Raw genomic sequence first — 15,663 nt, forward strand, 5'->3', positions numbered from 1 at the left:
GCGACTACGCCGAGAGGGGCTCGTAGTCGGTGTAGCCCTCGGCTCCTCCGCCGTAGACCGTCTCCTGGACGACCTCGTTCTCGGGGTGCCCGCCCTGCCAGCGCTCGACCAGGTCGGGGTTGGCGATCGCCGGGCGGCCGACGGCCACGGCGTCGGCGTGGCCCTCGCTGATCAGCTCGGTCGCCTCCTCGCGGCTGGTCGGCGAGCCGAAGCCGCTGTTGGCGATGAAGACGCCGTCGAAGCGCGAGCGGAGGTCCTGGACCAGCTCGCCGGCGGGCTCGGCGTGCAGGACGCTGAGGTAGGCCAGGCCGAGCGGGGCGAGCCCGTCGACGACGGCCTCGTAGGTGGCGCGCACGTCGTCGCCGTCGGTCTCGACGACGTCCTGGATGTTGTGGGCCGGCGAGAGGCGGATGCCGACGCGGCCCGCTCCGACCTCGTCGACGATCGCGCGGGTGACCTCGAGCGGGAACGCGGCGCGCTCGGCCGGGGTCCCGCCGTACTGGTCGGTGCGCACGTTGGAGACGGGCGAGAGGAACTCGTGCAGCAGGTAGCCGTTGGCGCCGTGCACCTCGACTCCGTCGAAGCCGGCGTCGATCGCGCGGCGGGCGGCGGCGACGAACTCGTCGCGGACGGTCGCCAGCTCCTCGGTGGTCAGCGCGTGCGGCACCGGGAAGGGCTTCTTGCCGGAGGGGGTGTGCACCTCTCCGTCGATGGCGACGGCGCTCGGGGCGACGATGCGGTCGGTGCCGGTGATCTCGGTGTGCGAGACGCGGCCCGCGTTCATCAGCTGCATGACGATACGCCCGCCCGCGGCGTGCACGGCGTCGGCGACGGCGCGCCAGCCCGCGGCCTGCGCGTCGGTCTCGATGCCGGGCTGCCCGGCGTAGCCCTTGGACTCGGCGCTGGGGAAGACGCCCTCGCTGATCAGCAGGCCCATGCTCGCGCGCTGGGCGTAGTACTCGGCGACGATCGCGCCGGGCACGCCCTGCTCGTCGGAGCGCAGTCGCGTCATCGGTGCCAGGACGATGCGGTTGGGGAGGTCGAGGTCGCCGGCGGTGAGGGGGGAGAACGGATCCACGGGATCGCCTTTCTACGGAGCTGTCTCAGGGGGCTGCCCTGAGGGGGGAGGCACGTGCACCTGCGGCGCACTCCGGGCAGCAACCGCGAGCGGAGCACGGTCATTCCTCCTCCCGGCGTTCTCCCATCCCCCGCGCCCCGGGCACGCGGTCGACGGCCTGCCGCCTCCCGACCCCTGCTCGGACACCGGGGCTGTCTACACTCGGGAGGCGACGACGAAGGAGTGTGCGCGATGCCGGCGAGACCCCACCACACCGTGAGCTCCCGGCTGCTGCCGGCGCTCGCGGCCCTCCTGATCGCCGCGGTCCTCGCGCTGGTCCCCGCGACCGCGGCGACGGCCGAATCGCCCGTCTCCTTCTCCTCCTCCACCGTCCTCGACTCGGTCGGGGTGCTGAGCTCCGGAGAGACCGCCGAGATCGAGCAGGCCTCGCGGGCCCTCTACGACCAGCACCGCGTGCAGCTGTTCGTCGCCTTCGTCGACTCCTTCACGGATCCGTCCGACCGCGCCGCGTGGGCGGACGAGACCGCGACCCGCAACGGACTGGGCACCGACGACGTCCTCCTGGCCGTCGCGGTCGACGCCCGTCAGTACCAGGTGTCGGTCGCGCAGGGCTTCGCCCTCGACGACGCGCAGGTCTCCTCGCTCCAGTCCGACGACATCGAGCCGAGGCTCGCCGACGGCGACTGGGCCGGAGCCGCGGTGGCCGCCGCCGACGGGATCGGGCAGCGCCTCGACGCGCCCAGCGCCGGCGAGTCCCTCGGCTCGGGGCTGCTGATCGCGCTCGGCGTGCTCGCGGCCCTCGTCGTCATCGGCCTCGTGGTGCTGCTGCTCGTCCGCCGCGCGCGGAAGCGCCGCGCCCAGGAGGCGGTGGAGGCCTCGATCGACGAGCTCGCCACCCGTGCCGGGTCGGCCCTCGTCCACGCCGACGACGCCGTCCGCACCAGCGAGCAGGAGGTCGGCTTCGCGGAGGCGCAGTTCGGCGCCGACGCGGCCGGCGCGTTCCGCGAGGCGCTCGTCACCGCGAAGCGCCTGCTCGGCGAGGCCTTCAGCCTGCAGCAGCGTCTCGACGACGCCGAGCCGGAGACCGATCAGGAGCGCCGCGACGGCTACCAGCGCATCCTCCAGCTCTGCGCCGACGCCGAGCAGACGCTCGACGAGCGAGCGAGTGCGTTCGAGGAGCTGCGCGACCTCGAGAAGAACGCGCCGCAGGTCGCCGCCGCGCTCTCGGCCCGCGCCGCCGAGGTCGGCGACCGCCTCCCGTCGGCCCGCGCCCGCCTCGCCGAGCTCGCCTCCCGCTACGCACCGACCGCGATCGACGACGTGGGCGACGACGCCGACCAGGCCGAGGACCGACTCCGCTTCACCCGCGACCAGCTCGCCGGCGCCCAGAAGGCGCTGCAGGCCGGCGACTCCGGCCGCGCCGCCGTGCTGCTGCGCGCCGGGCAGCAGGCCGCCGAGCAGGCCTCCGGGCTCGTCGACGCGGTGGCCACGCGCGGTGACGAGCTGCAGAAGGCGGAGGCGTCGCTCGCCGGCCGCATCGCCGAGATCCGCGCCGACGTGGCGCAGGGACGAGCGCTCGCCGCCTCCCAGGACGCGGAGTCCGCGGCCCAGGCGCAGAACGTCGCCGCGGCGGTCGCCTCGACCGAGGCCGCCATCGACGACGTCGAGCGCGCCCTCTCCGTGCGGCCGAACGACCCGCTCGCCCTGCTCGAGGCGCTCACCGCCGCCGACGCCACGATCGACGCCGCCGTCGGCGGGTTCCGCGACGCGCAGGCCCAGCGCGAGCGCGAGCGGGCCGCCCTCGGCGCCGAGCTCACCTCCGCCCGCAGCCGCGTCTCGGCCGCCGAGGACTTCATCGCGGCCCGCCGCGGCGCGGTCGGCTCGGAGGCGCGCACCCGCGTCGCCGAGGCCGCCCGCTCGGCCGAGTACGCCGAGCGCATCGCCGCCACCGACCCCCGCGAGGCTCTCGCCTCCGCCCAGCGCGCTTCGCAGCTCGCCCAGCAGGCGCTCGAGCGGGCGCGGGCCGACGCCGGCTCCTACTCCGCCCCGAACGCCGTCGGCAGCCCCTACGGTGGCGACACGACCGGCGCGTTCCTCGGCGGGATCCTGGTCGAGTCGCTCCTGGGAGGCGGACGCCGCAGCGGCTACCGCTCGGGCGGCTTCGGCGGAGGCGGGTTCAGCGGCGGCTTCGGCGGAGGCGGCTCGTCCCGGCGCTCCGGCGGCGGCGGCTTCGGCGGCGGGCGCAGCAGCGGCGGCGGCGGACGCCGCGGCGGCGGCGGGCGCTTCTGAGCGCCCCCGGGCATCCGCGCAGGACCGACGACCACCACCTCCCCCACGACTCCGGCACCACCTCCGACATCCGGCACCACCCACGACGCAAGGAGAGACACCCATGGCTCAGAGACAGTCGATCTTCGGCCGCATCGCGCAGCTCGCGAAGGCCAACATCAACGCGCTCCTCGACCAGGCCGAGGATCCGCAGAAGATGCTCGACCAGATGGTCCGCGACTACACCGACAGCATCCGCGACGCCGAGGCGGCGATCGCCACCACGATCGGCAACCTGCGCCTGCTCGAGGACGACTACCGCGAGGACGTGCAGAACGCCCAGGAGTGGGGCGGCAAGGCCCTCGCCGCGAGCCGCAAGGCCGACGAGCTGCGCACCGGCGGGAGCGCCGGCGACGCCGACAAGTTCGACGCGCTGGCCAAGGTCGCTCTGCAGCGCCAGATCCAGTCCGAGAAGGAGGCGAAGGACGCCGAGCCGACCATCGCCTCGCAGACCGAGGTCGTCGACAAGCTCAAGTCGGGCCTGAACCAGATGCGCGAGAAGCTGCAGCAGCTCTCGAGCAAGCGCGACGAGCTGATCGCGCGCTCGAAGACCGTCGAGGCGCAGAGCCAGGTCCAGGACGCCGTGAAGAGCATCGACCTGATGGACCCGACGAGCGAGGTGAGCCGTTTCGAGCAGAAGATCCGCCGCGAGGAGGCGCGCGTCCGCGGCGCGGAGGAGCTCGCCTCCTCGAGCCTGGACGCGCAGTTCGAGTCGCTCGAGGATCTCGGTGAGATGACCGAGGTGGAGGCGCGCCTCGCCGCGCTCAAGTCCGGCCGCCCGCAGGACTCGATCGGCTCCTGAGCCCGTGCGCCTCCGGCGGTCCCGCCGGAGGCGCACTCCCCTTCCCGACACGCGCGGAGCGAAGGCTGGCAATCGCCATGGTGCGGTGCCGCCGCCGTCCCCGTAGTGTTCACACCAGGTTGCCCTTGACCCCGGTCGCCCTGATGCCGCGTCCGGCCCCTACCGACGCGGTGAACCATGAGCGGACCGCCCCCGTCGGGATCGCTCACCGAGAGACCGTCGACGCCGACGGTCACCACGAAGAGCGAGGCGCCGATGAGCACCCCCACCACCACGTCCGTCACCGGACGCGCCCCCCGCGTCGTCCGCACCCGCCCCCGCGCCGACGGCCGCGTCAACCCGACGACCGAGTACTCCGGTCTCCTCAGCACGGTCCGCGACGCGGGGCTCCTCCGCCGCCGCACCGGCTTCTACTACACGATGTTCGGCGCGCTGGTCCTCGCGCTCGGCGGCATCGTCACCGGCTTCGTCCTGCTGGGCGACTCCTGGTTCCAGCTCCTGCTCGCCGCCGCCCTCGGCATCGTGCTGACGCAGTTCGCCTTCCTCGCCCATGAGGCCTCGCACCGCCAGGTGTTCGAGTCCGGCAAGGCCAACGACGTCGCCGGCCGCACCCTCGCGAACCTCTTCGTCGGCATCAGCTACTCCTGGTGGATGACCAAGCACAGCCGCCACCACGCGAACCCGAACGTGCTGGGCAAGGACCCGGACATCGAGCGCGACGTCGTCTCCTTCACCGCCGAGGACGCGGCCCGCTCGCGCGGCCTCTACGCCTGGCTCACCCGCCGCCAGGGCTACGCGTTCTTCCCGCTCCTGCTGCTCGAGGGCCTCAACCTGCACCTGCACGGCTTCCGCACCGTGTTCGGCAAGGGCAAGGTCGACAAGCGCTGGGTCGAGATCACCATGCTCGTCACCCGCGTCGGCCTCTACCTCGCCGTCGTCTTCTGGGCCCTCCCCCTCGGCATGGCGTTCGCCTTCGTCGGCGTGCAGCTGGGCGTCTTCGGCCTCTACATGGGCGCCTCGTTCGCGCCGAACCACAAGGGCATGCCGCTGCTGCCGAAGGAGGCGCGCGTCGACTTCCTCCGCCGCCAGGTCCTCACCTCGCGCAGCATCCGCAGCACCTGGTTCACCGACCTCTACATGGGCGGCCTCAACTACCAGGTGGAGCACCACCTCTTCCCGAACATGCCCCGCCCGGCGCTGCGCCGTGCGCAGGTCATCGCCAAGGAGTACTGCACCACCCACCAGATCCCCTACACCGAGACCTCGTTGATGGAGTCGTACGCGATCGTCGTCCGCTACCTCAACAAGGTCGGCCTGTCGGCCGGCGGCGACCCGTTCGACTGCCCCGCCGCCTCCGCCTACGGACGCTGAGCACTCCCCCTTCGGAGGCCCCTCGCACCTTCCCGGTGCGGGGGGCCTCCGTCGTTCGCGGGAGCGCAAGGGGGTGCCCCCGCGGGCGGTGGAGTCGTAGCGTCGGGACATGAGCAGCTCCGACTACGACATCGAGCCCACCCCCACCGACACGACCGACGGCACCGACACGACCGACGGCGCGCGCACGCCCGACCCCGCCACCGAGACCGGCACCTCCGCGGGCCTCGACGAGGTCGGCGGCGCGGCCTCCCCCCTGGCCGACGGCGTCGGCGCCGACGGCGAGGAGCAGAACCCCCCGCTGCCCGACTGGGGCCCCACCGACGGCGTCCACGGCACCGACGCCGAGACCGACGCCTCGGGCACCGAGCAGCACTGACACGGCTCCGCGAGGGACCTCCCCGGCCGGTCGGCGAACGTTCCGACCGCGTTCCGAGGAGGTCCCTCCGTGTTCGCCGGAGGGTCGGCCGGCGCTCGGTCGGCGCGCCCTACACTGGCGAAATGCAGCCGACCGAACGCGCCCTCCGCGTGATCTCCTACAACCTCCGGGAGCACCGAGCGCACGCCGAGATCGCCCCCCTCGCCGCCCGCCACGACATCGACGTGCTGTGCCTGCAGGAGTGCGACACCACGAAGCTGCCGCAGGAGGTGGGCTCGCTCCGGCTCGCGTCCGTCACGGCCCGCAACCGCCTGGGCCTGGCCGTCTACTACTCGCAGGACCGCTTCGAACTCTCCGGCAGCGCCGCGTTCGAGCTCAGCAAGTCCATGCACGACCGCGTGATGTCCCCCGCTCACGAGCGCCTGCTGGCCGTCCGCCTCGACGACCGCGACGGCGGATCGATCGCCGTCTCCTCCTTCCACGCCGCCCCGCTCTCGGCCGGCAACGCCCTGCGCCGCAAGCAGATCGACGAGGCGCTGAACCGGCTGCGCGAGTACGCGCCGGACACCCCCTCCCTGATGGTCGGCGACTACAACTACCCGTGGTTCTTCCGCGGACTCGACCGCCGGATGACCCGGAACGGCTACCTGGTCTCGCGGAGCGACTCCCCCACCTACGCGCGCTACCGCTACTTCAGCGGCCACTTCGACTTCGCGATCAGCGACTCCGTGCGGATCGAGCGGGTCTCCACGCTGCCCCAGGGCGTCTCGGACCACCTCCCGGTGATGGTCGACGCGCACTACGGCGTCCCCGCCGCCTGAGCGCGGGGCCCGCGGGCCCGCGCGGTCGGTAGGCTCAGGGGGTGACGACCCTGATCCTCGCCCGGCACGGAGAGACTGTCTGGCACTCCGAGAACCGCTTCGCGGGCTCCTCCGACATCGCGCTGACCCCCCGGGGCCAGGACCAGGCGGCGACTCTGGCCGCCTGGGCCGTCGACGCCGACCTCGAGGCGGTGTACTCCTCCACCCTGGTCCGGGCCGTGCGCACCGCCGTGCCCGCCGCGCGGGCGGCCCACCTCGAGCTGCAGCCCGACCCGGCGCTGGTCGAGGTCGACTTCGGCCGCGGTGAGGGGCTGACCACCGACGAGATGGAGAAGCGCTTCCCGGACGAGTACCACGCGTGGGTCGCGGCGCCGGCCATCCAGCCGATGCCCGGCGGCGAGTCCGGCCTCGACGCCGTCGCCCGCGCGAACACCTCGCTCGCCCGCATCCACCGCGAGCACCCGGACGGCCGCGTGCTCGTCGTCGCGCACGGCACGCTCATCCGCCTCCTGCTGTGCGCCTACCTCGGCATCAACCCCGAGACGTACCGGCACACCTTCCCGGTGGTCGACAACGTCTCGCTGACCACGCTGCGCTGGGACGCGACCGGCGTCGGCCTGCTCGGCTACAACGTCCCGCCCGTCCAGACGCAGCGGCGCTCCAGCTGAGCGCAGCGGCCGCTCCGGAGCGGCGCCCAGCGAGCGCGGGCTCGATCGGCCTGGTGCTCGGGTCTGTCGCGAGCGTGCAGCTGGGCGCGTCCTTCGCCGTGCTGCTCTTCCCCGCCGCGGGGCCGATCGGCACCGTCACGCTCCGGCTGGTGTTCTCAGCCGTCGTGCTGCTCCTGGTCTGCCGTCCGCGGCTGCGCGGCCACAGCCGGAGCGACTGGGCCACTGTCGCCGCCTACGGTCTCGCCCTCGGCGGGATGAACGCCTGCTACTACGAGGCCATCGCCCGGATCCCGCAGGGCGCCGCCGTCACCCTCGAGGTGCTCGGGCCGCTGACGCTCTCGGTGATCGCCGGGAGGAGCGTGCTGAGCCTGGTCTGGGCGGTGCTCGCGCTGGCCGGGGTGGTGACCCTGTCGCAGGGCGGGTTCTCGGCGCTGGACCCGGTCGGCGTCGGCTTCGCGCTGGGAGCCGCAGTGCTCTGGGCCGCGTACATCGTCTTCGCCGGCCGCACCGGCGGGCGGTTCCAGGGGATCGACGGGCTCGCGCTGGCGCTGGCGGCCGGCGCGATCGTGTCGCTGCCGTTCGGCCTCGCCTCCGCCGGGCCCGCCCTGGTGGTGCCGCCGGTGCTGCTCCTCGGGCTCGCCGTGGCGGTGCTCTCCTCCGCGGTGCCCTACGCGCTGGAGCTGCTGGCGCTGCGGCGCCTGCGCTCCTCGACCTTCTCGATCCTGATGTCGCTCTCCCCCGGGGCGGCCGCGCTCTCGGGCTTCCTCGTGCTCGGCCAGCGCCTCAGCGCCGTCGAGGCCGTCGGGATCGCGCTCGTGGTCGCCGCGAGCATCGGGGCGGTGCGGACCGCGCGGACCTCCGCCTGAGCGGCCGTTCTTTTGTTAGGCTAACTATGTGCCATCGACCGAGACCCTGCAGACCGAGACCCCTCCGACCGACACCCCGCAGACCGATCTCCCGCTGACCTCCCTCGCGGGCGAGGTGCGGGCAGCGGTCGGCCGGCTCGGACGGCGGCTCCGGCAGGAGAAGGCCCAGCACGAGCTCAGCGATCCGCAGTTCAGCGTGCTCGCGCTCCTGCACCGCGAGGGCGCGAAGACCCTCGGCGAGCTGGCCGAGGCGGAGCGGGTCCGCCCGCCCTCGATGACCCGCACGGTCGGCTGCCTGGTCGACGAAGGACTCGCGGAGCGCCTGGCCGACCCCGCCGACGGCCGCGTCACCCGCATCCGCCCCACCGGGGCCGGCACCGCACTGGTGCTCGACGTGCGCCGCAGCCGCGACGCGTGGCTCGTGGCGCGCCTCGAGGAGCTCCCTCCCGAGGACCTGCGCCTGCTCCACGACGCGGCGGCGGTCCTGCGCGCGGTGGCCGACCGATGAGCGCGATGTTCCGCTCCCTCGCCGTGCCGAACTACCGCATCTGGTTCGCGGGCGCGATGGTCTCGAACGTCGGCACCTGGATGCAGCGGACGGCCCAGGACTGGATCGTGATCAACGACCTGACCGACCACGACGCGACGGCGCTCGGCGTGACCATGGCACTGCAGTTCGGACCGCAGCTCGTGATGGTCCCCTTCTCCGGCTTCATCGCCGACCGCTTCGACCGGCGGAAGCTCCTGATGGCCACCCAGGGCGCGATGGGCGCGCTCGGGCTCGGCCTGGGACTCATCGTCGTGACCGGGGTCGTCCAGCTCTGGATGGTCTACCTCTTCGCCCTGCTGCTCGGCTTCGCCGCGGCGATCGACGCGCCCGTGCGCCAGACGTTCGTCTCGGCGCTGGTCGAGGAGCGCGACCTCACCAACGCCGTCTCGCTGAACTCGGCCTCCTTCAACTCGGCGCGGATGATCGGACCGGCCCTCGCGGGCGTGCTGATCGCCGCGGTCGGCTCCGGCTGGGTCTTCCTCCTCAACGCCGCGAGCTTCCTCGCCGTCCTGCTCTCGCTGCGCGCACTCCACCGCGACCAGCTCCGCAACGCCCCGCGCGCCACCCGCGGCCCGGGTGCGCTGCTGGACGGGTTCCGCTACGTGTCGAAGCGGCCGGACATCCTCGTGGTGCTCGCGATCGTGTTCCTGATCGGCACCTTCGGCCTGAACTTCCCGATCTTCGCCTCGACGATGGCGACGGTCGAGTTCGACATGGGGGCGAGCGAGTTCGGCCTCCTCTCCTCCGCCATCGCCGTCGGCTCGGTGCTGGGGGCGCTCCTCTCGGCACGCCGCGAACGCCCGAGGCTCCGGCTCATCGTCGGCGCCTCCGCAGCGTTCGGCGTCGCGCTCGCGCTGGCCGGCGTCATGCCGACGGTCTGGGCGTTCGCGATCCTGCTCCCCTTCGTCGGCATCGCGGCGCAGACGCTGATGACCTCGGCCAACGGCTACGTGCAGCTCTCGACCGCCCCCGAGATGCGGGGCCGGGTCATGGCGCTCTACATGGCCATCTTCGTCGGCGGCACCCCGATCGGCGCACCGCTGATCGGCTGGGTCGCGAACGCCTACGGTCCGCGCCAGGCGATGCTGGTCGGCGCCGCCTCCGGGATCGCGGCGGCCGCCATCGGACTCGCCTTCCACCTCCGTCTGCGCCGCGCCGCCCGGCTCGCGGCCCCCGAGCCGGAGGCTCTGCCGGCGACCGGCGGTGTCCCCCTGCTGCGCCCGCGCGCCTAGGCTCCGTCGGCCGGTCCGCACGCCGGGCGGATCCGCGGACCGCCCACTCGACGGGTCGCCCCCGACGCCGGGCGCGTCCGCCACCCGCCCTCAGGCCTCGCGGGTGATCTCGACGCGGACGAAGAGCTTCGACGAGCGGGGCCCGGCGAACACCCCGCGCAACGGCGCGATGTCGTTGTAGTCGCGCCCCCGGCCGACGGTGACGTGGCGGTCGCCGATGTCGATCAGGTTCGTCGGGTCGTAGCCGCGCCACGCTCCTCCGCAGAACCACTCGACCCAGGCGTGCGACTCCCCCACCACGGTCTCGCCGATCTCGGCGTGCGGCTTGGGGTGCAGGTAGCCCGAGACGTAGCGCGCCGGGATGCCCACCGAGCGCAGCGCCCCGAGGACGATGTGCGTGATGTCCTGGCAGACGCCCTCGCGCGCGGTCCACGACTCCGTCGCGGTGGAGTGCACGCCGGTGACGCCCTGCCGGTAGGTCATCGCCCGGCCGATCGTCTCGGCGATCGTGAGCGCGGCCTCGCACGGCCCGGCCGCCTCGTCCGCGAGCGAGCGCGCCATCGCCGCGAGGTCCTCCGGCGGCGCGGTGCGGTGGGTCTGCTTCGACTGCTCCACGTACTCGGTGCGCGTCTCGACCTGCTCGGACAGCTGATCCCATCCGGTCGGGTGGTCGGGGTGCTGCTTCGGCCGGATCTCGACGAGCGAGGTCGCCGTCAGCGAGAGCTCGCGGTGGGCGTCGAGCACGTCGAACGACGAGACGCGGGTGCCCCAGTAGTCGGTGTAGGCGTGCACCGAGGTCACCGGCCGGATGTCGAGGTTCGAGAACAGCACCAGCTGCCCGTCCGAGGAGGCGGGGAGCATCCGCGCCTCGTTGTAGGACGCGACCACGTCCCCCGCGTAGGTGAAGCCCGTGGTGTGCCTGATGCGCAGCCTGCTCACAGCGCCTCCCCGATCCAGCTCGGCATGACGTTGGTGGGGAAGTACCGCTGGCGGATCGCCTCGGACGCGGCCGAGGTCGCCTCCTGCACGCTGTCCATGTGCCGCGGCAGGTCCTCGAGGATGTCGGTGATCGGCCGGAACTCCAGCTCGCTGCGGATCCGCCCGAGGACGCGCTGCGCGTCGCCGGAGTGGCCGATGCGGCCGGTGCGCGGCTCGATGTCGCGCATGCACGCCTCCGCCCGCGAGACCGAGAAGAGGATCGAGCGCGGGAACAGCCGGTCCAGGAGGAGGAACTCGGCCGCGTTCCGCGCGCTCGGCACGCCCCGGTAGGTGCGCAGGTACGCCTCGTAGGCGCCGCAGGAGCGGAGGATCGTGGTCCAGGAGGGGCCGCTCGCCTCGGTCAGCGAGCGGGTGGCGAGCAGGCGGGCGGTCATGTCGGCGCGCTCGATCGAGCGGCCGAGGGTGAAGAACTGCCAGGCCTCGTCGCGCGAGGTCGCCGACTCGATGATGCCGACGGCGAGGGCGGAGCGCTCCCTCACCCAGCTGAAGAATTCCGACACCCGCTCGCCCGAGACGCGGCGCGGCATGCGGGTGCGCGTGGTGTTGAGGCACTCCCAGAGCTCGGTCGAGACGATCTCGCGCGCCCGGCGAGCGTTCTCGCGGGCCGCGCCGAGCGAGTAGGCGATCGAGGCGGGGTTCGTGCGGTCGATCGCGAGGATCGCCAGCACGTCGGCGCGGGTGATCTCGCGCATGTCGTCCGGCGGGGTCGAGCCCATCACCGACAGGAGCGAGCGGCAGGCCGTGTCCTCGTCGATCCACGGGTCCTCGAGCAGGAGCTGCAGGTGGACGTCGAGGATGCGGGCGGTGCCGTCGGACCGCTCGATGTAGCGGCCGATCCAGAACAGCGACTCGGCGATCCGGGAGAGCATCAGTCGTCCTCCCCCGCCGCGAGCGTCTGCTGCTGCTGCTGGTCCTGGTCGGTGTTCGGCGCGTCCTGCGGCGAGTGGTCGGGCGTGTGGTTGAGCGGGTAGACGATCGGGATGGAGCTGGTGACCGCGGCCTGCTCGGCGACGAGCGCCTGGATGTCGCGCGCCTCGGGCTCGGCGCTGCGCGCCTCCTCGAGGCCGACCACCCAGGTGTCCTTCGATCCGCCGCCCTGCGACGAGTTGACGACGAGCTGCCCCTCCGGGAGGGCGACGCGGGTCAGGCCGCCGGGCAGCACCCAGACGTCGGTGCCGTCGTTCACGGCGAAGGGCCGCAGGTCGGCGTGCCGGGGGCGCATCCCGTCGTCGACGAGAGTGGGGATGGTGGAGAGCTGCACGACCGGCTGCGCGATCCAGCCGCGCGGGTCGGCCTGGAGGCGGGACCGCAGCTCCGCGAGCTCCTTCGCCGAGGCGGCCGGCCCGACGACCAGGCCCTTGCCGCCGGAGCCGTCGACCGGCTTCACGACGAGCTCGTCGAGACGGTCGAGCACCTCCTCGAGCGCTCCCGGATCCTCCAGGCGCCACGTGTCGACGTTCTTGATCACCGGCTCCTCCGAGAGGTAGTAGCGGATGAGGTCGGGCAAGTACGTGTAGACGAGCTTGTCGTCGGCGACGCCGTTGCCGACCGCGTTGGCGATCGTGACGTTCCCGAGCCGGGCCGCGAGCATCAGCCCGGGCGAGCCGAGCATCGAGTCGGCGCGGAACTGCAGCGGATCGAGGAACTCGTCGTCCACGCGGCGGTAGATCACGTCGACCCGGGTCGGGCCGGAGGTGGTGCGCATGAACACCTTGCCGCCCGTGCAGAACAGGTCGCGGCCCTCGACCAGCTCGACACCCATGAGGCGGGCGAGGAGGGTGTGCTCGAAGTAGGCGGAGTTGTAGACGCCCGGGGTGAGCACGACCACGGTCGGGTCGTCGACGCCGTCGGGGGCGGAGGCGCGCAGTGCCTGCAGCAGCTTGTTCGGGTAGTCGCCGACCGGGCGCACCCGCATCGAGACGAACAGCTCGGGCAGCGTCTGCGCCATCACCCGGCGGTTCGAGATGACGTAGGAGACGCCGGAGGGCACGCGGACGTTGTCCTCGAGGACCCGCCAGCCGCCCTTCTCGTCTCGGATCAGGTCGATCCCGGACACCTGGATCCGCACGCCGTTCGCGGGGACGATGCCCGCGGCCTGCCGGTGGAAGTGGCTGGAGCTCGAGATGAGCCCGGCGGGGATGACGCCGTCGGCCACGGCGTTCTGCGGGCCGTAGACGTCGGCGAGGAACGCCTCGAGAGCACGGACCCGCTGCTTGATGCCGGTCTGCACCTCGTTCCACTCGGCGCGCTCGATCACCCGGGGGACGGCGTCGAGCGGGAACGGCCGCTCCTCCCCCGCGAAGTCGAAGGTGACGCCCTGCGCGAGGTAGGAGGAGGCGAGCGCGTCGGTGCGGCCGCGCAGCTCCTCCTGGGTCATCCGCGCGAGCGAGGAGTAGATGTCGCGGTAGGCGCCGCGGACCCCGTCGGGGCCTCCGGTCGACGCCACGTCGGCGAACATCTCGTCCCAGGGGGTGGCGCCCGTGTCGGGCCGCTCGACCTTCTGGGACCCGTATCCGTCGAAGAGGTCACCCATGGCACGACTCTAGTGCGGGGCGTATTGCGGGGATGTTTCGGGCGGCCGCGGGGCGAGCGGGGCGGGTCGGCGACGTCCGGGCACGGCACCGGCGCCGTCCTGCGACAGGCCGGCGGAGGCTCGGGGATCCACGGGAATAGATCCGGTCGCTCGTGGTTGAATGAGGATGTACATGCAAACGCATGGACCAGGCCCCACCGGGCCGGAGGACAGAAGGAGCGCCTGATGCAGTTCGGCATCTTCACGGTCAGCGACATCACGACCGACCCCACGACCGGACGGACCCCGTCCGAGTCCGAGAAGATCCAGGCGACCCTCGCGATCGCGCTGAAGGCGGAGGAGATCGGCCTCGACGTCTTCGCCCTGGGCGAGCACCACAACCCGCCGTTCTGGTCCTCCTCCCCCACCACCACGCTCGGCTACCTCGCGGCGAAGACCGAGAGGATCACGCTCTCCACCGCGATGGCCCTCATCACCACGAACGACCCCGTGAAGCTCGCCGAGGACTACGCGATGCTCCAGCACCTCGCCGGCGGCCGCGTCGACCTGATGCTCGGCCGCGGCAACACCGGCCCCGTCTACCCGTGGTTCGGCAAGGACATCCGCCGCGGCATCGAGCTGACGATCGAGAACTACGACCTGCTGCACCGCCTGTGGACCGAGGACTTCGTCGACTGGGAGGGCCAGTTCCGCACGCCCCTCCAGGGATTCCAGTCGACCCCGCGCCCCCTCGACGGCGTCGCGCCGTTCGTGTGGCACGGATCGATCCGCTCCCCGCAGATCGCCGAGCAGGCCGCCTACTACGGCGACGGCTTCTTCGCGAACCACATCTTCTGGCCCGCCTCGCACACCCAGAAGATGGTGCAGCTCTACCGCCAGCGCTTCGAGCACTACGGCCACGGGACCGCCGACCAGGCGATCGTCGGCCTCGGCGGGCAGATCTTCCTGGCGAAGAACTCGCAGGACGCGGTCTCGCAGTTCCGCCCCTACTTCGACAACGCCCCCGTCTACGGCCACGGCCCCTCGCTGGAGGACTTCACGGAGCAGACCCCGCTCACCGTCGGCTCCCCGCAGCAGATCATCGACCGCACCCTCGGCTTCCGCGAGTACGTCGGCGACTACCAGCGCCAGCTCTTCCTGATGGACCACGCGGGACTCCCGCTGAAGACCGTCCTGGAGCAGATGGACATGCTCGGCGAGATCCTCCCCGCCCTCCGCGCCGGCTTCGCCGAGGGCCGCCCCGCGCACGTGCCCGACGCCCCCACCCACGCCTCCCTCGTGGCCGCGCGCGACGCGCAGCCCGCGGCCGAGCCCGTCACCGTCTAGTCAGGAGCTCTCCATGGACACCCGCAGGATCACCGTCCTCTCGGCCGGCCTCAGCCAGCCGTCCTCGACCCGGCTGCTCGCCGACCGCCTGGCCGACGCCGCCGAGTCCTCCCTCACCGAGCAGGGCTTCGCCGTCGAGCGGAGCGTCGTGGAGCTGCGCGACCTCGCGCACGACGTCACGAACAACCTCCTCACCGGCTTCGCGAGCCCCGCACTACAGACCGCGCTCGACGCGGTCGCCGGCGCCGACGGCCTGATCGCCGTGACGCCGATCTTCACCACCAGCTACAGCGGGCTCTTCAAGTCGTTCGTCGACGTGCTCGACACGGAGGCGCTGCGCGGTCTGCCCGTGCTGCTGGCGGCCACGGGCGGGTCCCCCCGCCACTCCCTGGCCGTCGACTACGCGATGCGCCCGCTCTTCACCTACCTGCACGCGGCGCCCCTCGCGACCACCGTGTTCGCGGCGACGGACGACTGGGGCGGCGCGACCGAGGACGGACGGGCGCTGCCCTCGCGCATCGAGCGCGCCGGACGCGAGCTGGCGGATCAGGCCGCCCGCTCCTCCCGCTCGGGCTCCACGCCCGACCCGTGGGCGCTCGACGGCTCGTTCGAGGGGATGCTCGGCCGCCGCGGCTGAACGCCCGCCGGGCGGATCGGCCGCTCCTCTCATGGATCGGCCGATCCGTCCAGCCGCGATAACCGCGGCCCTG

General features: G+C 72.9%; 15 protein-coding genes. 11 read left to right on the forward strand and 4 right to left on the reverse strand.

Translation table 11 applies throughout. From position 1 onward, the window contains the following. Nucleotides 1–4: 4 nt before the first annotated feature. Entirely contained in the window at nt 5–1,078 is a 1,074-nt protein-coding gene (locus tag C5C53_RS06505; protein ID WP_104223860.1) for an alkene reductase, read from the reverse strand. Nucleotides 1,079–1,309: 231 nt separating this feature from the next. On the opposite strand from C5C53_RS06505, the gene C5C53_RS06510 reads away from it, so the two are divergent. The 9 genes from C5C53_RS06510 to C5C53_RS06550 all read left to right on the forward strand — a co-directional run bounded on the left by C5C53_RS06510 (nt 1,310) and on the right by C5C53_RS06550 (nt 10,095). Next, nucleotides 1,310–3,367 (forward strand): TPM domain-containing protein, encoded by a 2,058-nt coding sequence (locus tag C5C53_RS06510; protein ID WP_104267126.1) that lies wholly within the window; start codon nt 1,310–1,312, stop codon nt 3,365–3,367. Between the two features lie 103 nt (nt 3,368–3,470). Beyond that, a complete protein-coding gene (locus tag C5C53_RS06515) occupies nt 3,471–4,208 on the forward strand; it encodes a PspA/IM30 family protein (protein WP_104223858.1) in 738 nt (245 codons plus the stop codon). A gap of 255 nt (nt 4,209–4,463) precedes the next feature. Further along, nucleotides 4,464–5,579, forward strand: coding sequence for an acyl-CoA desaturase (locus C5C53_RS06520; RefSeq protein WP_181127730.1), 1,116 nt, complete (start codon nt 4,464–4,466; stop codon nt 5,577–5,579). Between the two features lie 109 nt (nt 5,580–5,688). Next, on the forward strand, nt 5,689–5,958 hold the full coding sequence (locus C5C53_RS06525) for a hypothetical protein (RefSeq protein ID WP_104226203.1): 270 nt from the start codon (nt 5,689–5,691) through the stop codon (nt 5,956–5,958). A gap of 122 nt (nt 5,959–6,080) precedes the next feature. Continuing rightward, nucleotides 6,081–6,779, forward strand: a complete 699-nt coding sequence (locus tag C5C53_RS06530) for an endonuclease/exonuclease/phosphatase family protein (RefSeq protein ID WP_104223855.1) — start codon at nt 6,081–6,083, stop codon at nt 6,777–6,779. A gap of 41 nt (nt 6,780–6,820) precedes the next feature. Continuing rightward, a complete protein-coding gene (locus tag C5C53_RS06535) occupies nt 6,821–7,447 on the forward strand; it encodes a histidine phosphatase family protein (RefSeq protein ID WP_104223854.1) in 627 nt (208 codons plus the stop codon). A 53-nt stretch (nt 7,448–7,500) separates the two neighbouring features. Continuing rightward, the gene (locus tag C5C53_RS06540) at nt 7,501–8,313 is read left to right on the forward strand and encodes a DMT family transporter (protein WP_244229480.1); all 813 of its coding nucleotides are present in this window, start codon (nt 7,501–7,503) and stop codon (nt 8,311–8,313) included. A gap of 28 nt (nt 8,314–8,341) precedes the next feature. Then, nucleotides 8,342–8,821 carry a MarR family winged helix-turn-helix transcriptional regulator gene (locus tag C5C53_RS06545; protein WP_258062951.1) on the forward strand — a complete coding sequence of 160 codons (480 nt, stop codon included), beginning with the start codon at nt 8,342–8,344 and terminating at the stop codon, nt 8,819–8,821. Next, nucleotides 8,818–10,095 carry an MFS transporter gene (locus tag C5C53_RS06550; protein ID WP_104267128.1) on the forward strand — a complete coding sequence of 426 codons (1,278 nt, stop codon included), beginning with the start codon at nt 8,818–8,820 and terminating at the stop codon, nt 10,093–10,095. Before C5C53_RS06545 ends, C5C53_RS06550 begins: the two co-directional genes overlap by 4 nt. Before the next feature lie 90 nt (nt 10,096–10,185). On the opposite strand, the gene C5C53_RS06555 is transcribed toward C5C53_RS06550, so the two are convergent. Genes C5C53_RS06555 through C5C53_RS06565 form a run of 3 tightly spaced genes read right to left on the reverse strand, consistent with a single transcriptional unit; the run spans nt 10,186 to nt 13,627 of the window. Continuing rightward, nucleotides 10,186–11,034, reverse strand: coding sequence for a transglutaminase family protein (locus C5C53_RS06555; protein ID WP_104267129.1), 849 nt, complete (start codon nt 11,032–11,034; stop codon nt 10,186–10,188). Then, nucleotides 11,031–11,963 carry an alpha-E domain-containing protein gene (locus C5C53_RS06560; RefSeq protein ID WP_104223851.1) on the reverse strand — a complete coding sequence of 311 codons (933 nt, stop codon included), beginning with the start codon at nt 11,961–11,963 and terminating at the stop codon, nt 11,031–11,033. The genes C5C53_RS06555 and C5C53_RS06560 overlap by 4 nt, the downstream gene beginning before the upstream one ends. After that, nucleotides 11,963–13,627: a circularly permuted type 2 ATP-grasp protein gene (locus C5C53_RS06565; RefSeq protein ID WP_104223850.1), complete on the reverse strand. Its 1,665-nt coding sequence runs from the start codon at nt 13,625–13,627 to the stop codon at nt 11,963–11,965. Before C5C53_RS06565 ends, C5C53_RS06560 begins: the two co-directional genes overlap by 1 nt. Nucleotides 13,628–13,852: 225 nt before the next feature. Between C5C53_RS06565 and C5C53_RS06570 the strand changes: the two genes are divergently transcribed. Continuing rightward, entirely contained in the window at nt 13,853–14,953 is a 1,101-nt protein-coding gene (locus tag C5C53_RS06570) for an LLM class flavin-dependent oxidoreductase (protein ID WP_104226200.1), read from the forward strand. Nucleotides 14,954–14,966: 13 nt separating this feature from the next. Further along, a complete protein-coding gene (locus tag C5C53_RS06575; RefSeq protein ID WP_104249848.1) occupies nt 14,967–15,590 on the forward strand; it encodes an FMN reductase in 624 nt (207 codons plus the stop codon). The last annotated feature ends 73 nt before the right edge of the window (nt 15,591–15,663 follow it).

It is taken from the genome of Rathayibacter sp. AY1E3 (assembly GCF_002932235.1).
Classification (GTDB): domain Bacteria; phylum Actinomycetota; class Actinomycetes; order Actinomycetales; family Microbacteriaceae; genus Rathayibacter.

Coding starts and splice junctions, on each gene's coding strand:
- C5C53_RS06510 (WP_104267126.1), top strand. CDS start 1,310: ATGCCGGCGAGACCCCACCACACCGTGAGCTCCCGGCTGCTGCCGGCG.
- C5C53_RS06515 (WP_104223858.1), top strand. CDS start 3,471: ATGGCTCAGAGACAGTCGATCTTCGGCCGCATCGCGCAGCTCGCGAAG.
- C5C53_RS06520 (WP_181127730.1), top strand. CDS start 4,464: ATGAGCACCCCCACCACCACGTCCGTCACCGGACGCGCCCCCCGCGTC.
- C5C53_RS06525 (WP_104226203.1), top strand. CDS start 5,689: ATGAGCAGCTCCGACTACGACATCGAGCCCACCCCCACCGACACGACC.
- C5C53_RS06530 (WP_104223855.1), top strand. CDS start 6,081: ATGCAGCCGACCGAACGCGCCCTCCGCGTGATCTCCTACAACCTCCGG.
- C5C53_RS06550 (WP_104267128.1), top strand. CDS start 8,818: ATGAGCGCGATGTTCCGCTCCCTCGCCGTGCCGAACTACCGCATCTGG.
- C5C53_RS06560 (WP_104223851.1), bottom strand. CDS start 11,963: ATGCTCTCCCGGATCGCCGAGTCGCTGTTCTGGATCGGCCGCTACATC.
- C5C53_RS06565 (WP_104223850.1), bottom strand. CDS start 13,627: ATGGGTGACCTCTTCGACGGATACGGGTCCCAGAAGGTCGAGCGGCCC.
- C5C53_RS06570 (WP_104226200.1), top strand. CDS start 13,853: ATGCAGTTCGGCATCTTCACGGTCAGCGACATCACGACCGACCCCACG.
- C5C53_RS06575 (WP_104249848.1), top strand. CDS start 14,967: ATGGACACCCGCAGGATCACCGTCCTCTCGGCCGGCCTCAGCCAGCCG.